16 protein-coding genes and 1 pseudogene are annotated in these 18,393 nt (G+C 36.4%); 11 read left to right on the plus strand and 6 right to left on the minus strand.

The annotated features are described in order from the left end of the window. Together V1L66_RS05765 and V1L66_RS05770 are read right to left on the minus strand one after the other, a co-directional pair. Nucleotides 1–1,428, minus strand: a 1,428-nt coding sequence (locus V1L66_RS05765) for a hypothetical protein (RefSeq protein ID WP_333006855.1), incomplete at its 3' end; no start/stop codon positions are given. Nucleotides 1,429–1,536: 108 nt separating this feature from the next. Then, nucleotides 1,537–2,709, minus strand: a complete 1,173-nt coding sequence (locus V1L66_RS05770; RefSeq protein WP_333006856.1) for a MalY/PatB family protein — start codon at nt 2,707–2,709, stop codon at nt 1,537–1,539. Nucleotides 2,710–2,781: 72 nt separating this feature from the next. Here V1L66_RS05770 and V1L66_RS05775 point away from each other — a divergent pair, with 72 nt between their 5' ends. The 4 genes from V1L66_RS05775 to yugI all read left to right on the plus strand — a co-directional run bounded on the left by V1L66_RS05775 (nt 2,782) and on the right by yugI (nt 6,037). Further along, the gene (locus tag V1L66_RS05775; protein WP_004228396.1) at nt 2,782–3,042 is read left to right on the plus strand and encodes a DUF1871 family protein; all 261 of its coding nucleotides are present in this window, start codon (nt 2,782–2,784) and stop codon (nt 3,040–3,042) included. Nucleotides 3,043–3,397: 355 nt separating this feature from the next. After that, nucleotides 3,398–3,946, plus strand: coding sequence for an RNA polymerase sigma factor (locus V1L66_RS05780; RefSeq protein ID WP_016995160.1), 549 nt, complete (start codon nt 3,398–3,400; stop codon nt 3,944–3,946). Continuing rightward, the gene (locus V1L66_RS05785; RefSeq protein ID WP_115672980.1) at nt 3,939–5,576 is read left to right on the plus strand and encodes a hypothetical protein; all 1,638 of its coding nucleotides are present in this window, start codon (nt 3,939–3,941) and stop codon (nt 5,574–5,576) included. The genes V1L66_RS05780 and V1L66_RS05785 overlap by 8 nt, the downstream gene beginning before the upstream one ends. A gap of 83 nt (nt 5,577–5,659) precedes the next feature. Beyond that, on the plus strand, nt 5,660–6,037 hold the full coding sequence (yugI, locus tag V1L66_RS05790) for a S1 domain-containing post-transcriptional regulator GSP13 (RefSeq protein ID WP_004228409.1): 378 nt from the start codon (nt 5,660–5,662) through the stop codon (nt 6,035–6,037). A 42-nt stretch (nt 6,038–6,079) separates the two neighbouring features. Here yugI and V1L66_RS05795 read toward each other — a convergent pair whose 3' ends face one another. After that, nucleotides 6,080–7,387, minus strand: a complete 1,308-nt coding sequence (locus tag V1L66_RS05795; protein ID WP_016995156.1) for a sigma-54-dependent Fis family transcriptional regulator — start codon at nt 7,385–7,387, stop codon at nt 6,080–6,082. A 145-nt stretch (nt 7,388–7,532) separates the two neighbouring features. Here V1L66_RS05795 and pruA point away from each other — a divergent pair, with 145 nt between their 5' ends. The 5 genes from pruA (at nt 7,533) to V1L66_RS05820 (ending at nt 14,436) form a co-directional block, all read left to right on the plus strand. Further along, complete coding sequence (pruA, locus tag V1L66_RS05800; RefSeq protein ID WP_333006859.1) at nt 7,533–9,077, plus strand: L-glutamate gamma-semialdehyde dehydrogenase; 1,545 nt, start codon at nt 7,533–7,535, stop codon at nt 9,075–9,077. 250 nt (nt 9,078–9,327) lie between these two features. After that, complete coding sequence (locus V1L66_RS05805) at nt 9,328–10,521, plus strand: ornithine--oxo-acid transaminase (RefSeq protein ID WP_004233780.1); 1,194 nt, start codon at nt 9,328–9,330, stop codon at nt 10,519–10,521. An 83-nt stretch (nt 10,522–10,604) separates the two neighbouring features. Further along, a complete protein-coding gene (locus tag V1L66_RS05810) occupies nt 10,605–11,849 on the plus strand; it encodes a Glu/Leu/Phe/Val dehydrogenase (RefSeq protein ID WP_004233781.1) in 1,245 nt (414 codons plus the stop codon). A gap of 367 nt (nt 11,850–12,216) precedes the next feature. Next, nucleotides 12,217–13,380 (plus strand): iron-containing alcohol dehydrogenase, encoded by a 1,164-nt coding sequence (locus V1L66_RS05815; protein ID WP_333006861.1) that lies wholly within the window; start codon nt 12,217–12,219, stop codon nt 13,378–13,380. Nucleotides 13,381–13,737: 357 nt separating this feature from the next. Further along, on the plus strand, nt 13,738–14,436 hold the full coding sequence (locus tag V1L66_RS05820) for a hypothetical protein (RefSeq protein ID WP_036074919.1): 699 nt from the start codon (nt 13,738–13,740) through the stop codon (nt 14,434–14,436). Between the two features lie 53 nt (nt 14,437–14,489). Here V1L66_RS05820 and V1L66_RS05825 read toward each other — a convergent pair whose 3' ends face one another. After that, complete coding sequence (locus tag V1L66_RS05825; protein WP_016994403.1) at nt 14,490–15,473, minus strand: cation diffusion facilitator family transporter; 984 nt, start codon at nt 15,471–15,473, stop codon at nt 14,490–14,492. Nucleotides 15,474–15,487: 14 nt separating this feature from the next. Beyond that, nucleotides 15,488–16,210: an MgtC/SapB family protein gene (locus V1L66_RS05830; protein WP_016994404.1), complete on the minus strand. Its 723-nt coding sequence runs from the start codon at nt 16,208–16,210 to the stop codon at nt 15,488–15,490. Between the two features lie 133 nt (nt 16,211–16,343). Here V1L66_RS05830 and V1L66_RS05835 point away from each other — a divergent pair, with 133 nt between their 5' ends. Further along, entirely contained in the window at nt 16,344–17,243 is a 900-nt protein-coding gene (locus tag V1L66_RS05835; RefSeq protein WP_036074915.1) for a DMT family transporter, read from the plus strand. A 192-nt stretch (nt 17,244–17,435) separates the two neighbouring features. Here V1L66_RS05835 and V1L66_RS05840 read toward each other — a convergent pair whose 3' ends face one another. Then, complete coding sequence (locus V1L66_RS05840; RefSeq protein WP_036074904.1) at nt 17,436–17,852, minus strand: VOC family protein; 417 nt, start codon at nt 17,850–17,852, stop codon at nt 17,436–17,438. 134 nt (nt 17,853–17,986) lie between these two features. On the opposite strand from V1L66_RS05840, the pseudogene V1L66_RS05845 reads away from it, so the two are divergent. Beyond that, nucleotides 17,987–18,393 (plus strand): annotated as a pseudogene (locus V1L66_RS05845) (transposase); the annotation flags it as partial.

Consider the following 18,393-nt stretch of genomic DNA (forward strand, 5'->3'; position numbering starts at 1 on the left):
ATATTTTTTTTTAGCACGACGCACCATGTTTCGTAGTGTTTTAAAGGCAGTGACACAAACAAGGACAAGGGATAAACCAATCCCACTCAATGCAGTAATAAAGGCTACCCATTCAAAGAGTGTATAACTACCGATGCTATCGAAATCACTGCTATCTTTCCAACCTTCAATAACTAAGTTCATCCCATAAATGCCTGATATTACAGTAAAGACTGTTAAAATAAATAGTAAATTATTACTTCGATTATCAGACTGATCTTCCTGTGTTCGATACAAACTATTCAATGTTTCTTTCGTTTCGACATAATGTTCATTTATACGGAAATACTTTCGTAGCAATTGAGAAATTTCTCTGCCTTCTGTTCGTACGATGACTTCTTCAAAATAATAGCGTGCAGAAAACTTTGTAATGAGCTCGATTAGTTCATTGACAACCTGTTTATCTTTGCCCCACTTTATTTCACTATACTCATAGGAAAGCTTTAAGAGCATCATTTTATAAAAATAATGAATGAACAAATTGTAATAGTGCGTACCCATAAATTCTTGAATACTATGTGTACATTTGGCAAACGGCCTAATTGTCATCGTTATTTGTGCCTGTGACGAGGTGATAATATAACTGTTCGGAGCCCAACGTGTATGGGCATGCTCTTGTACATAATTAGAGATATATTCAGGATTAGTGCTAGAAATAAAGGGTTTGCCAGCAGGTGTCCTACCATCTACTTGTCCCAATCGAAATAAATGCTCAGGTATAATTTTAGCTTCTTCCTCAGCAATTAAATATGCTGAGGCAAACATTCGCTCATCTTCAAAGAACGGTAAGCCTTCATAGCTATGGTCTTGTTGATGTAATAGAAAGGGCTGTAAATAAGGTATAAAATACTTAAATAACAATTCACTTGTAGAAGAACAATGACCAAATGAAAAATGATGACTGGCACCTTTCTCCTCTCGTAGTTTGGCCTCTAATACTCTAAAATAGTGGATAAAATTTAATATATCACTTAGATCATGTGATTGATCGGTAATATTTGCTCTTACTGTTATAATCCCATTCCCAAAAGGACATAATGTCACATCAATACTCATCACTTCGTAATCATAATTGATTTGACTTTCTTGAAGGTGTAAGGCGCCTTGTGTATAAAAAGCTTTGGAAAAACGAATAAAGTCAGGGCTATTCATTTCGTTTGGAAATAATTTATCCTCCAAAAAAGGATAGAAAAATTGGGCAAGCTCCTCATGTATAATCGTCATATCACCATAAAAGGCGTCTTCAAGTGATGTATTTTTCAAGGTAAAAAAAGAAAAGTCCTCATCTAATAGTACATCACTGATTTTTTGACGATTTTTTTCGGAATAGGCGAAGGGAAAAAGGAAGGTCATATAGGCACGTTTAATCGTTAATGGGACAATGTCCATGTAAAACACCTCTTTATAAATCCGATTGATAAGAACCTTTTCCACAAAATTAAGCTTTTAAACATAGAAAAGGATATCTCCAAAAGAGAGATATCCTTTCAACCATTATTATTGTGCAAAGACCTTTTTAAAACGCTCGACGCCATCTTTCACAGTATCAAATGAACAAGCAACATTCATACGTAGGAAGCCACGGCCTTCTTCTCCATATTTTGTTCCTGGTTCTAGTGCTAGCTTTCCGATTTCAAGTAAGCGAGTCATGATCTCCTTCTCTTCAAGCCCCAGCTCTCGGTAATCAATCCAGATTAAATAAGTGGATTGAGGAATCGTAACACGAATGCCTGGAATTTGCTCTAACTCAGCTTTCACATACTCCATATTGGCAGAAATATAAGGGAGTAATTCATCTAACCAAGGAGCCCCTTCTGTATAAGCAGCATGAAGGGCAACAGAGGCAAATGTATTTAATGAGCCTTGACCACTTGCCATATTGATGGCCTCTAGCTTCAAGCGTTTTTTCTTATCTGTTACGATCATATATGAAACTTGAATTCCTGCTAAGTTAAAAGTTTTAGTAGGAGCCATACACGTAACAATGCGATTGATTTCATCACCTGCAACTTTAGCTAAAGGAATATGTTTATCCCCATTGATCATTAAATCAGCATGGATTTCATCAGAAATAATGATGACATCATACTTAGCACATAGTCGTACAATTTCCTTTAAAGTAGCTTCATCCCATACATAGCCTCCTGGATTATGCGGGTTACATAGTATGTAGGCTTTCACATCTTGTGCTAAAGCCTGCTCAAAGGCTTCAAAATCATAGACAAACATTCCATCTTCTTCAACCAATGGGCAGCTTACAACTTCACGACCATTACTTTTTGGTATGTTAAAGAATGGCGGATAAACTGGAGGTGAAATGAGTACTTTGTCACCAGGGTTAGTTAGGGCAACAATGCTGTTAGCTAATGCAGCCACAACACCATTACAGAATAGAATGGCTTCTTTCTCAATGTGCCAGTCATGGCGACTACTTTGCCAGTCTACAATGGATTGAATCGCTTCTTCACTCATATAACTATAGCCAAAAATAGTATGTTCAGCATGTTGCTGTAAAGCCTTTGAAACGGCTGGTGGAGCTGCAAAATCCATATCGGCTACCCACATTGGTAAGATATCTGAGGCATCGTTTAGGCCATAAACCTTTTCCATTGCGTCCCATTTTACAGAGTTTGTACATCGACGTTTGATAGTTTGATCAAAAATAGACAAGCAAATCACTCTTTTCTTTTTTTTTTACTATGGTATCATACGAGTATGATCAAAGGATAATAGGTGAGTATTTTGGAAAATATAAAAATGAATCAAGCAGCTGTCCATCTGCTAGAGGAGTGGGATCCATTCCACTTAGGTCCAGACCATTATGATACAGAAACAGCAGATGTAGTAGCAGCATTGCAAGGGATTGATGATCCATCGACACTTGCAAAAGTTATTCAAGAAACATATGAGCATTCGTTTGAGCAATGGATACCATTTGAAGACTGTGTCGCCATTTCTTACAAACTAATTGCGATTAAATTTGAAGCGAAATGTATTATTTAAAATATTTTGCATATTCCTTATAAAAAAAGGGGTTGTCACTGGACAACCTCTTTTTTAATGGAATCATTGAGGCTAATACTTATTTAAATAAAGGCAAAATCCCCTGAATGAAAATAACACCCAATTTTTGTTGTAAATTGATCCCTCGATGACACGAAAATAAATCCTCCTTATACTAAAGTATTATTTTACCTCAATCTTCTCATAAAACAAGCAAATATCAGAAAATTGATGGTGGATAGGAAGACATTTGATGGAGTAAAAATCTAGAATGATAACATATAAGGAAAGACATCTAAATTATGTAACAATTAGGTAGAATGCTTCGTTTCATTATCAAAAAGGGGGGATAGCTATGACAGAGGTTGAACTAATAGCAAGGGCGCAGCAAGGAGATAAAGATGCCTATATAGAGCTTATCCGCATACATCAACGAACCGTTGAAAAGTTTGCCTTTCAATGTGGTGTACATACAAATGATTTAGCTGATGTTTCACAGGAGGTATTTGTCAAACTGTATCGCTTTTTACACCAATTTAAACAGGATCGATTTACCACATGGCTCTATAAAATCACATTAAATGCTACGCGTGATTATTATCGTAAGGAACAACGGCAGCAGGCAAAAGAGGACAAGTTACAAGCCCAACAGCAAAAGACTCATTCATCTGCTGAAGAGGATGTTCTTTTGTTTGAAGAGGACAGGCATCTACATTGTGCTATTCAGGCCCTTGATGAAAAATACCGTTATCCTCTCGTGTTGTATTATTTCCACGAATTAAAATACGAAGAAATCGCTGAGGTCTTAAACATTTCGTTATCGACGGTGAAAGTGCGATTATTACGTGCGAAGGAAAAGCTAAAGGCAGCATTAATGCAAGATGGGAGTGTTGAAAATGGATGATAAGCAATTTGACCAACGCATGGCACTACTGAAAAAATCCTATGAACGAATGGAACCGAAGCTTGATCCACAACGTGTTCTTCATCAAATTGAAGCTGAGGATAATGTAAGGGAGTCTCTAGAAAATATGAATCCAGTTCGAAAGCCTTCTGCAAGATGGCAAAAATCGGCTGTATGGATCGCAAGTATTGCCAGTGTGCTTTTGGTAGGTATTCTAATTTCGTCTTATATGTTCCATCCTTCAGCACTCGTTCATTCAGATGAAGAAAAAATAGAAAGCAACTATGAAGATTGGTTTTCTAGATTTCAAAAGAAGTATCTTGAAAAACGTGAGAAAACACGCCTTGAGCTCAATATACCTGAGGAAAATTTTAAGAAACTAACATTTGTTGAATCTGCTGATAATATATACAATGATAAAGCTAAAAATAAAAAAATAGTTTTAAATAGAATGGCTGATGATCCAAAATATTTAACACAATTAGAGCAAGAAATATTAGACTGTTTGCAAACACCTCGAGAACTAATAGAGCAAATTGAAACGTATGAAAAACCGATGTCATTTACCGAATCTAGATATTTCTTTAGCAAATATTACTACGCAACGAAAGATGTTTTGAAATATTATACAAAGGAACTTTCTCAGTTTAATACGGTACTTTCACAAGCAAAGAAAGATTATCCTAAAGAACTAAATGAATTGATTGCAACGACCGAAAAACAATATTTCGAGTTGTCACATGATGGGAATACCTATAGTTTTAAAACAAATCCTCTATTTATGAAAGATGCACCAGTCTCTATTGACCGTCTTCATCCTGATATCTTGGGCTTGTTTAAATATTTGGCTATGGGCTCTTTATTCAATGGTGAGGACTTACGATTTTCTGTAGAAGAATCTGCTCGTATTTTAAAGTTATATGAAAGAACATTAGTAAAAGACTTATCATTATCAGGACTTGATTTCCAATTACACAATTTAAAGAAAGAGTTTGAAAATACATGGCTCGTACTTTTAAAAGGTACAGATGATAAAAATAGATACTCCCCCGAACATATAAAGCTATTAAATGATACAGCAAATGGGAAGTATGGAGACTCGATGCGCTTGACTGCACAATTTATCCTCGAAGAATTTAAGGGAAAAGGAACATTCAAAATAAGAGAAAAACTGACAACACAGGATATTGGTATGGCGCTTTCATATTTACGTAACGATGTCTATATGGAATCAGAAGATGGTTCGACTAGCTTACGAATTGATTACCGGTGGATTATCCAAACGGAAGGTTTATACAATGCGTATACGTCAAGCAAAGATGATATGATCCTAGATTCATTAAATCCAATGAACGTTGTAAGTCTATTCTTATATGCACAAGGAAAAGGAGATCAAGAAACAGCTAAACGGTTATTGTCTCAAGATGTAGATTTAAATAAAGTGGTTCAATTTGATGGTATGGAACATTTTACAGTTCTTTATGCCATAGATGCCTCTCAAACAACCATTAAAGCAGGTGTTAAGCCAGAATCAGTTCAGATGATTGGTCAGCATTTAACCTTCCAGTTAGGTACAGTGACTACAGGAAAAGGTGAAAAACGTTACATCATTACAGCCATTTCCGAGTAAGGAGATTTTTTGCCCCGTTTTTACACGTATGTTATAATTTAAGCGATATATACGTAGCAAACAAAAGAAAGTGGGCAAAGGTTATGGTAAAAAAATATGAATTAGGAGACGTGTTGACCGGAAAAGTTACAGGTATTCAACCATACGGTGCATTTGTTGCATTAGATGACAATACGCAAGGCCTTGTGCATATTTCGGAAATAACATACGGCTTTGTGAAGGACGTTAGTGAATTTTTAGCTGTTGGGCAAGAAGTAGAAGTCAAAATTCTTGAAATCGATGAAGAGGCCGAAAAAATTAGTTTATCGATGAGAGCGCTACAGGATCGCCCAGCAACAGTAAGAAAAAAAGATGCACCACCACGTAAATCATTGCAGGACCGTGTAGATGAATCGGATGCAAATGGTTTTAATTCCTTAAAAGATAAATTGCAGGACTGGATTGAACAATCTGGTCAATAAAAAAACGAGGATGCTTTCGAATGAAGGTATCCTCGTTTTTTTCTATTGCTTTTTTATTTTGCGGATTCGATATTGTAGGTTTTGTCTGCTCATACCAAGCGCATTCGCTGCTTTTGTAATATTGCCCTCATATAAATTTAAGACATTTTGCACATAATATGATTCGGCTTCACGCAAATAGGCATCGAGTGGCATAACATTGTGATTTTGATGGAACATAAAAAATTCTGGCTCACGATTATTTGTATCTTGCTGTTGCACTTTGAAGCGGAAATGTAAAGGTAATAAATCTGAAGTAACAGTAGTTTCCGTTGTCATAAATGAAACAATTTCATCCAGTAGTAGCTCAAGCTCCTTTAGATTTCCTGGCCAATCATACTGTAAAAATAATTCCTGTACATCTGGTGCAAGTTCAGTGACCTGTGAGGCAAATCGTTCTCGATGTCGACTAAAATAATCTTCAACAAATGGAAGAATGTCTTCTTTTCGATCCGTTAAATTTGGAATGGTAATCGCCATTGTTGCAAAGAAATAATAAAGAGATTTTGACAGCTTTTTTTCGGCAATCAATGTAATAGGATCACTGCCTACACTTCCAATCAGCATATATTTGGACTGTGGCAGCGAATGTAGTATATCTAAAAGTTGCTCTTGAATGTCTAAGCTTAAAAAATCTATACGTTCAAAGAAAAAGGTATAATCTTTATCTTCTTCTAATAATTGCTGTAGTTTATCAAGCACCGATTGAGCTGAACGGCGACTAACGAGTGTTACAAAGGCATCAGGATCAGGTGAAGCCGCGTGGTGAATTCCCTCTGCTACTAAGTCTTTCCCTGTGCCAGATTCGCCAATTAATAATACTGGTAATTTTACAGCAGCTGCTTTTTTAGCGTTGTCGATAACCTGCTTCATGGATTCAGAATCAGCTTTAATCATATCAAATGTTAATGGTTCATCGTAACGACGAAGGGGTTGATAAACAAGCTTTTCCAGTGAGGTAATATCACGTGCAAATTCGATTGCGCCAATCAGTTTCCCATCAGCAAAAAGTGGAAAAGTATCATTAATTGTTGTAATTTCATGACCATTTTTATTCCAGTAGGATTGTTTAACATTAATTTCTTTCTTTCCTGTTTGTAAAACACGCATTAACGTACTTTCATGTTGACGGAAGGAAAACATTTCAATAATGGAACGGTCTGCAAGTTCATCAAAATGAAATCCTTCAATTTCTTTCATTTTCGTATTGTAAATAATTGTTTTGCCAGAAAGGTCTACTGCATGAATACCAACGGATACATTTGTTGCAATAAACTCATAAAAAGGTAGTAAAGGTTCAGAATTTTTCATAAAAATGTGCACCTCAAAAATTTTTTACTTGAAATATGCAACGAAATTTTGCATTATAATAAGTGTAAGAATATTTTATACGCAAAGATATTTTGCGTCAATGTTTTTTGCATACCCAAACACATCTCACAAGGGAGGATTAAGTATGATTCCATACAAACACGAACCATTCACAGATTTTTCACAAGAGGCAAACTACAATGCTTATGTAGAGGCTTTAAATAAAGTTGAAGGTTACTTAGGTCAAGACTATCCACTCATTATCGGTGGTGAACGCATTACAACAGAAGATAAAATCGTTTCGTACAATCCTGCAAAGAAAACAGAAGTCATTGGTCGCGTGTCAAAAGCGAGCAAAGATTTAGCTGAAAAAGCGATGCAAGCAGCAGATGAAACATTTAAAACTTGGAAAAAAGTTGATCCAGCCATTCGTGCAGACGTTCTTTTCAAAGCAGCAGCGATTATCCGTCGTCGCAAACATGAATTCTCTGCATTATTGACAAAAGAAGCTGGTAAGCCTTGGGCAGAGGCTGATGCAGATACTGCAGAAGCAATCGACTTCATGGAATACTATGGTCGCCAAATGCTACGCATTAAAGATGGCCACCCAGTAGAAAGCCGTCCAGGTGAATACAACCGTTATGACTACATTCCATTAGGAATTGGTATCGTCATTTCTCCTTGGAACTTCCCATTTGCGATTATGGCTGGTACAACAGTAGCTGCATTAGTAACAGGGAACACAGTGTTATTAAAACCAGCGTCAACAACGCCAGTTATAGCATATAAATTTATTGAAGTATTAGAAGAAGCTGGTCTTCCAGCAGGTGCTGTTAACTTCGTACCAGGTTCTGGTGCTGAAGTTGGGGACTACTTAGTCGATCATCCAAAAACTCGCTTCATCAGCTTTACAGGTTCACGTGATGTCGGCTTACGTATTAACCAACGTGCTTCTGTGTTAAATGAAGGTCAAATTTGGATTAAACGTGTCATTGCTGAAATGGGCGGTAAAGATACAATCGTTGTCGATAAAGAAGCAGATCTAGAGCTAGCTGCACAATCGATCGTAAAATCAGCATTTGGCTTCTCAGGTCAAAAATGTTCAGCATGTTCTCGTGCTGTCATCGTAGAAGATGTCTATGACCAAGTAGTAGAGCGCGTTGTTGAATTAACAAACGCTTTAACAGTTGGGGACCCAACAGACTTCAGCAATTTCATGGCAACAGTAATTGACCAAGCCGCTTTCAACAAAATTACTGAGTACATCGAAATCGGTAAAGGCGAAGGCCGTCTAGTAGCTGGTGGTACAGCAGACGATTCAGTAGGTTACTTCGTGCAACCAACCGTATTCGCTGACGTTGATCCTTCAGCTCGTATTATGAAAGAAGAAATCTTCGGACCAGTTGTTGCGATTGCAAAAGCAAAAGACTTTGACCAAGCAATTGACATCGCAAATGACACAGAATACGGCTTAACAGGTGCAGTTATCACTAAAAACCGTATGAATTTAGAAAAAGCGCGTCAAGAATTCCATGTAGGAAATCTTTACTTCAACCGTGGCTGTACAGGTGCAATCGTAGGTTACCAACCATTTGGTGGCTTCAACATGTCAGGTACAGACTCAAAAGCTGGTGGCCCAGACTACCTACAACTGCATATGCAAGCTAAAACAACTTCAGAAATGCTTTAATTTTCACATTGACATGAGGGCTGTTCAAAGTAAGTAGAAATTAAGGCATTCTAAATGAATTTGTGACACTTCTCCAAGTAATACTACCCTGGCTAAAACCGTAGACATCCATGACGTAGTTTACTGTGGAGAAGTTAGCAAATTTATCGTTTGAATTGTTGCTAAATTTTTAATCATTCTACTTATAGTGATACATAGTCCCTTTTTTCTATAAAGTTTTTCAACATGATTAGTAAGGAGAGAATAGGATATGACAAAAACTCAACAAGTTATTGAACAAACACAAAATTTTGGTGCAGCAAACTATCATCCACTGCCAATCGTTATTTCAGAGGCTGAGGGTGCTTGGGTTAAAGATCCAGAAGGCAACAAATATTTAGATATGTTATCAGCTTATTCAGCTGTAAACCAAGGACACCGTCATCCAAAAATTATCGCTGCTTTAAAAGAGCAAGCTGATAAAGTAACGTTAACTTCGCGTGCTTTCTACAGTGAAAACCTTGGTGAATGGTATGAGCTAGTAGGGAAATTAACAAATAAAGAAATGGTATTACCAATGAATACTGGTGCAGAAGCAGTAGAAACTGCGTTTAAAGCAGCTCGTCGTTGGGCATATGATGTAAAAGGCGTAGAAGAGGGTAAGGCTGAAGTTATTGCATGTAATGGAAACTTCCATGGTCGTACAATGCTAGCTGTATCTTTATCTTCTGATGAAGAATATCGTCGTGGTTTTGGTCCAATGCTACCAAACGTTAAATTAGTAGATTATGGTAACCTTGAAGCTTTAAAAGCTGCTATTACACCAAACACTGCTGCATTTTTAATTGAGCCAATTCAAGGTGAAGCGGGTATCGTCATTCCAACAGAAGGCTTCTTAAAAGCAGCTCGTGAACTTTGCCGTGAAAACAATGTTCTATTCATTGCTGACGAAATTCAAGCTGGTTTAGCACGTACAGGTAAAATGTTTGCTTGTGACTGGGAAGAAGTAGAACCAGATATGTATATCTTAGGTAAAGCTCTAGGTGGCGGTGTATTCCCGATTTCTTGTGTGGCTGCAAACCGTAGTATTTTAGGTGTATTCAACCCAGGTTCACATGGTTCAACTTTCGGAGGCAATCCTTTAGCTTGTGCAGTTTCAATTGCATCTATTAAAGTTTTATTAGATGAAAAATTAGCAGAGCGTTCACACGAACTTGGTGAATATTTCAAAGGCAAATTAAAAGAAATTAACAACCCAGTTATTAAGGAAGTACGTGGTCGTGGTTTATTTATCGGTATGGAGCTAACAGAAGCAGCTCGTCCATACTGTGAAAAACTTAAAGAATTAGGTCTATTATGTAAAGAAACACATGATACAGTGATTCGTTTTGCACCACCACTTGTGATTTCTCAAGAGGATTTAGATTGGTCAATTGAACAAATTGAAAAAGTATTTAAACTTTAACAAAATGTTCACATTTTAATTCGGAAGTATGTTACAATGATGCCGATAACTATCATTAAAAAAAACAAAGAGGCGATTTAATAATGTCTGAAAACTTAAATCTTTTCACATCAACACAAGATGTCATTCAAGATGCTCTAAATAAACTTGGCTATGATGAAGCAATGTATGAATTACTAAAGGAACCGCTTCGCATGCTACAAGTGCGCATCCCAGTAAAAATGGATGATGGTACAACAAAAGTATTTACTGGCTACCGTGCACAACATAATGATGCTGTAGGACCAACTAAAGGTGGGGTTCGTTTCCACCCACAAGTGTCTGAGGAGGAAGTTAAAGCGCTTTCAATGTGGATGACATTGAAATGTGGTATTGTCGATCTACCATACGGTGGTGGTAAAGGCGGTGTCATTTGTGATCCTCGTCAAATGTCTATGGGCGAAATTGAACGCTTAAGCCGTGGCTATGTTCGTGCGGTAAGTCAAATCGTAGGACCAACAAAAGATATTCCTGCGCCAGACGTATTTACAAATGCACAAATTATGGCATGGATGATGGATGAATATAGCCGCATGGATGAATTCAACTCTCCAGGCTTCATCACGGGTAAACCACTAGTACTTGGTGGTTCTCAAGGTCGTGACCGTGCGACTGCACAAGGTGTTACAATCGTAATCGAAGAAGCAGCAAAAAAACGTGGTATTGATATTAAAGGTGCTCGTGTTGTTATTCAAGGATTTGGTAACGCAGGAAGCTTCCTTGCGAAATTCATGCATGATTTAGGTGCGAAAGTAATCGGTATTTCAGATGCTTATGGTGCACTTCATGATCCTGAAGGTTTAGATATCGACTATTTATTAGATCGTCGCGATAGCTTTGGAACAGTAACAACTTTATTTGAAAACACAATTTCTAACAAAGAATTATTAGAGCTTGATTGTGATATTTTAGTACCAGCTGCTATTGAAAACCAAATTACTGCTGACAATGCACATAATGTGAAAGCAAATATCGTAGTAGAAGCAGCAAATGGTCCAACAACAGCAGAAGCAACTAAAATCTTAACAGAGCGCGGCATTTTACTTGTACCAGACGTATTAGCCTCTGCAGGTGGAGTTACAGTTTCTTACTTTGAATGGGTGCAAAATAACCAAGGTTATTATTGGACAGAAGAAGAAGTGGAAGAGCGTCTATACAAAAAAATGGTTGAAGCATTTGATAATGTATATACAACAGCAACAACACGTAACATCAACATGCGCTTAGCAGCTTACATGGTAGGTGTTCGCCGTACGGCAGAAGCTTCTCGCTTCCGTGGTTGGGTTTAAGTAAAAATAAGCTAATGAGTCATTCCTATACTAATGGGATGACTCATTTTTTTCATTTTTATTCGATTGAAGAAGGTGATCTAGACGCTGTTCTAATAGCATCTTTTTTTCGTTCCTTATTTTTTTGATTTTAAAAAATCGTAACAGGAAAAAGCCCAAAATTATAGTTACGACAACAATTACAATAATAAGCATGTGCAAAAATTCCTTTGATTTTATGTAATAAAAAGTACTATACAACTATTACCTGAACAAAATCTGAACAGTTTGAAGCAACTCTTTAGAAATAGCAAAGCGATGACAGCGTGTAATCTTTGCTTTCTCTAGCATAATTATGAGAAAATCCAACTAGAAAGGGGCGAATTAGATGGATTCATTTACTTTTTTTAACCCGGTGAAACTACATTTTGGTGAGGATGCACTTGAAAAATTACCGAAAGAATTAGAGCAATTAGGAAACAAAGTATTAGTTGTATATGGTGGCGGGAGTATTAAAGCGAATGGTGTATACGATGCTGTTATAGAAAAATTGCAACTCGCGGATAAAACCGTATTTGAATTAGGTGGTGTAGAGCCAAATCCACGAGTGGAAACAGCTAGACGAGGTATTGAGATATGCAAAAAAGAAGGAATTGACTTAGTTCTTGCTGTTGGTGGTGGTTCAGTAATCGATTGTTCTAAATTAATCGTTGCTGGCGCGAAGTATGATGGCGATGCTTGGGATATCGTGACACGTAAAGTGTTAGTAGAACAAGCCCTACCACTAGGAACAGTGTTGACACTTGCTGCTACAGGTTCAGAAATGAATGCTGGATCTGTGATAACGAATGCCGCTACAGAAGAAAAACTAAGTTGGGGTAGTCCAGCAGCCTTCCCGAAATTTTCAATCCTAAATCCAGCATATACAGTGACTGTACCTAAAAATCACACTGTGTATGGAATTGTGGATATGATGTCACACGTATTTGAGCAATATTTCCATAATACAACGAATACTCCTATCACAGATGAAATGTGTGAAGGGGTATTGCGAACGGTTATTACGACAGCTCCAAAATTAGTAGAGGATCTAGAAAATACAGAGTTACGTGAAACCATTTTATTAGCAGGGACAATTGGTTTAAATGGCTTCCTATCAATTGGTTCACGAGGGGATTGGGCATCTCATAATATTGAACATGCTGTATCTGCTGTTTACGACATTCCACACGCAGGGGGGTTAGCTATTCTTCAACCACATTGGATGCGTTTAAGTGTACCAGTAAATCCTGAGCGTTTTGCAGGTATAGCCACACGTGTATTTGGAGTCGAAGCAACAGGCAAAACAGTAGAAGAGGTTGCTTACGAGGGAATTGATCGTTTATCTGCATTCTGGACATCATTAGGGGCGCCTAGTCGTTTAGCTGATTATGATATTGATGATTCGAAATTCCAGCAAATAATAGATCATGCAATGCAAAATGGCCCGTTTGGAAACTTTAATAAATTGCAAGGGGAAGATGTAAGAACTATTTTACAAAATTCTCTTTAATACATCATGTATGAGGCTATGCTTATAGCCTCATATTTTTTTGTTGCAAGGTTAAGAAAAATTAACGATAAGTGTTGAAATTTGTCGTAGAAGTTTCTATAGTCCTGCAATATAATAAAATAGATAGATATAAAAGTGGTTAATAATATATTTTTCTTTGTTTTAAGTGATAAAAGTCACGTTTTTTATTGAGTCATTCAACCTATATTGTGAATTATTTAACTATGAGGTAATTTTCGAATGATAGAAAAGAATAATTTTTTGTCATAATCACTCACTTCGTGTAGTGATGTTCAGAAGTTGTTCAGCCACCTTTACTAAAATAATGACAATATTAAACAAAGAGGAGAGGATCAAATGTTGAAACAATTGCTAGAGAACCGTATTGTTACATTAAGCTGTATAGAAATGCCATTTCAGCAACACGTTTATAAAATGCAAAATTGTGTAGAAGTATTGGGTATAGAAGCGAAATCATTGCAAATTGAAAATGATAAAATTATCACTGGATACATTGTAGATCAAAGCATATTTTTTAAAAGCTTACGTTTTGGGCAAACGAATGTTATTTTTTCGGATGGTGTAAATAAAGCAATTGTACAATTATTTGTTCGTCCTTTTGGAGAAATTGTTGTAGAAGTTAAGCCTTATTTGGGGGGTGCTGAAATTGTTCCTGTTTATTATCGAACAATTTTAGCGGATACGGCTATTGCAATTGATTTAAAAGGTGCTTTAAAACATTATTTGGTAGCCCATCAATTCATGAATATCGAAGATTCAATTGCTGAAGTCCATTATCAATCCATGCATCCGAATGTATTAAAGGATTCTTTTGCAGGGAATTTCGTATTGGGCTGTCATGTGGATGGCAGAGATATATTAAATGCCGAAGAATATGCATTGGCTAATCGTCAAGCCTCCTTACAATTTTCCAAAATCGTAATTCAACAGAATGGTAAAAGACAAACGATTGCCTGTAATAAATTGCTTACTTTTATGATTACAAACCATGTCTATGTTGGTTATGAGGATATTCCCAATTTAAAACTAGTATAATAAATAGCCAACTGCCTGAAATATGGCAATTGGCTATCTGTCTGTATAAAGTATTACATGGAGTTATTTGGCTTTTCGCCAACGTGTATCCAGCTTGTTTTCCCGTCATCTTCGTCGAATAAAATAGCTACTTTAGATACTCCTTTTTGGCTTAGGATTACTTCTGTTAAATGATCGCGAACATCATCTAAAAAGGCTAGCGATAAATGGGGATCAGCTTCAGCTACTAATTCTACATGTAAAAATTCCCCTTCTTTAATCACTTCAAGACGCACAATATCTTTAATATTCGGATCCTCCATTACGAGGTGAGCGATATGGTTTAACATCTCTTCATCTGTCTCACCGATGACACCACGTGCATTATCGAGGAATACCTTACCAACTACATAAAACATCATGGCCCCGATTATCATCGAAACAAGTCCTTCTATTCGACCCCAACCTGTAAAATAAGCAATTAAAATTGCAGCAAAGGCTAAAAAGTTGCCTCCAGTAGCAACTAAATCTTCCATAAAAACTAATTTTGTTGCCGGTTTTGCTCTATTCAAGTATGGGAATGCTTTGGGAATAGATGCGATACCTGCTTTTTCTTGACCTGCTTCATGTAGCACTTCTGCAGCCGCTTTAGCTAGCACTGTCCCTTCTAAAACAATCCCGATGAATAATACGCCTAGGGCAATCAGTATGCCGCTAGATTCTCCTGTGGGATGAATAAAATGATGCCAACCTTCTTTTATTGTTTCATAAGAAAGTATAGCTACAATTATTACAGCGAAAAGGCATACTAAATTGACAATACGACCAAAGCCACCAGGAAATTGTTTGGTAGGTGCCTTTTTAGAGAGTGCTGAACCTATATACACAAATAATTGGTTTGCTGCATCGCCTAGAGAGTGCATCATTTCTGCAAACATTGCAACGTTACCTGTAAAGAAAAAGGCGATTCCTTTAATAATTCCTAAAAATGCATTTACAAATGCAGCCATTAGTGAGGGTTTGTTACCGTCTTTTAGTAGTTTTAATAGTTCTGCCATAAAAAATCCTCCAACTAGTTTAAAATTTCCATTTCGATTTTTTCTATATAAGATAGTGCTCGTAATGAACGATAAAATGACAACAAATTATCCGAGACGATTAAGGAAAGGCGTAAATCTAACTCATGTAAAACACTATCATTTTTTAAGTGCACATCTTTAATGCGTATGTTTTCAATGATAATGTTGTTGTCCTTTAAAAATAATAGAAATGATTCTGTATGGTTGTCATCATCAATTTGAACTTTTAATAGAATTTCTCGCATACGAATTCGCTTTGGTCCAATTTTCATAAGAAAAGGTGATAGTACCTCAATTCCAAAAACAATGATCACAACCGCTAATGTTGCATCCATGTAAAATCCCGCCCCAACCGCAATACCGATACCAGCGGCTCCCCAGATCATAGCAGCGGTTGTTAAACCCGTAATGCTGTCATTGCCGCGTCTTAGAATGACTCCTGCACCAAGAAAGCCAATTCCACTGACAATTTGCGCGGCTAAACGAAGAGGGTCCATCGTAATGTTGATATCTTCTCTTGCGGGGGTTGAGTAGGCTGTTTCAATGGAGATAATCGTTAATAAGCAGCTGAAAGTAGCAATCACTAAACTTGTTTTTAATCCAACTGGTTTTTTCTTTAATTCCCTTTCGATACCGATTACTAAACTTAATGTGGCTGCAATAACTAATTTTATGCCAACTTCATATGTAATCATATTTTCCAATAATGTTTCCATACACGACCCTCCATTGATATTTCGTATTGCTAAGAGATATGCAAACTGTCATTATTATATGTGCATCACTTTTTTGTATTGTACAACATGGAGGTAAGGACATATAAGTATTTTTTCAGGGAGGTGGGGTTTTATGGAACAGCCAAGAATTCATCCATACATCCCAATTGTAATTGGTGTAATTTCAGTATCGATGTCAGCTATTTTTGTGAAATTAGCATCGGCGGAAGCGGGAATTATAGCATTTTATCGCATGCTATTTTCCGTTTTAATCATGGCGCCATTGTTTTTAAGAGGATATACAAAGGAGTTAATAACCTTAAAAAGACGTGATTGGCTATTTTCTTCCGTTGCGGGGATTTTTTTAGCATTTCATTTTATATTATGGTTTGAATCACTCAACTATACTTCAGTAGCAAGTTCAACAGTTTTAGTAACGCTACAACCGTTGTTTGCATTTGTGGGCACATACTTCTTCTTTAAAGAGAAAATAACGATGAAAACAATCATAGCAGGATCGATTGCAATAATAGGAAGTGTTTTAATTGGTTGGGGCGATTTTAAAGTAAGTGGAACAGCCTTTTATGGAGATGTACTAGCACTCATTGCTTGTGCACTAGCAACTGCCTATTTTTTATTAGGACAGGACGTACGTAAGAGATTATCCTTGGTAACCTATACGATGGTTGTATATGTTGTGAGTACCATTACTTTATTTATATATGTATTGGTTAAAGGGGAATCTTTTGGACCATACTCTTCGATGGATTGGATATGGTTTATCTTATTAGCATTAATACCAAATTTACTTGGTCATACTTTGTTTAATTGGTCTATTAAATATGTTAGTACGAATGTTGTTTCAATAGCTATATTATTTGAGCCTGTAGGAGCTGCTCTTTTAGCTTTGGTGATATTTAAAGAGTATTTAATCATGACACAAATCATTGGTGGATCGATTGTATTAGCAGGAATTCTATTGTTTGTAATAGATATTAAAAAGATTTTTAATTTTTTTATGAAAAATGCTTGATTTTTTAAATGCTATATTATATATTATTACTTGTCCTTAACAAGAAGGAACGCTTGAAAATAAAATTTTTAAAAAGTTGTTGACTTCTAGTTGAGAATGAGATAAGATAGTAAAGTCGCTGAAAACGACTTAAATAAAAAAACAGTAGATGCAAATGCATCTACTGTTTTTTTATATTCATAGATACAAAATTTACTCTTGATTCAATGCATTTTCATCCATATAAACTACTTCCCAGATGTGCCCGTCTACATCCTGAAAGCCCCAACCATACATAAATCCATGATCTTGTGGTTCACTATAAGGTTTACCACCAGAGGCAAGTGCCTTATTCACTAATTGATCTACTTGTTCTCGATTTTCGGCAGAAAGACATAAGATTGCTTCTGCAGAAGTAGTAGTATCTGTAATTTCTTTCTTACTAAATCCTTTAAATCGTTCTTCAACCATTATCAAAACAAAGATATTCTCATTAATAATCATTGAGGCTGTTGTTTCATCACTAAATTGTTGATTGAACTCAAAACCCAATTCCTTAAAAAAACGAATGGATTTGTTTAGATCTTTTACTGGTAAATTGATAAAGATATTTTTCGATTGAAAAGCCATTTAGTATCACCTCCAAATTGACAGTATCATGGGGCATAAAGGCTTGTCAATTATAGCAATGCAGACGAAAATGGAAGCCATTAGCACTATTGAAAGCGGGTGTTATATCAACAAAAACAGAAAGGTTATATCTTATAACCGCAATTACAAACTTTTTATTAGAGAATCAAATGTTGCCTGTTCTTCCTTATACACGTCCTAAAACGAAAGATGGATTCTTCCGAAAACATGAGTATATATATGATGAGCACTATAATTGTTATCTTTGCCCACAAGGGCAGATATTGAAGTATGCGACAACGACTAAAGAAGGGTATCGTCAATATAAATCGAATCCTTTGATTTGTGCGAAGTGTCCGAGCCTATCCCAATGTACAGAAAGTAAGCAACATCAAAAACTCATTCAACGTCATATTTGGGAATCGTATGTAGAGGAAGCAGAACATTTACGCCATTCCAATGACATCAAACAAATCTATGCAAAGCGCAAAGAAACGATTGAGCGTATCTTTGCAGATGCAAAAGAAAAGCATGGTATGCG

The sequence above is a fragment of the Lysinibacillus sp. IITD104 genome (assembly GCF_036698265.2).
GTDB lineage: Bacteria > Bacillota > Bacilli > Bacillales_A > Planococcaceae > Lysinibacillus > Lysinibacillus boronitolerans.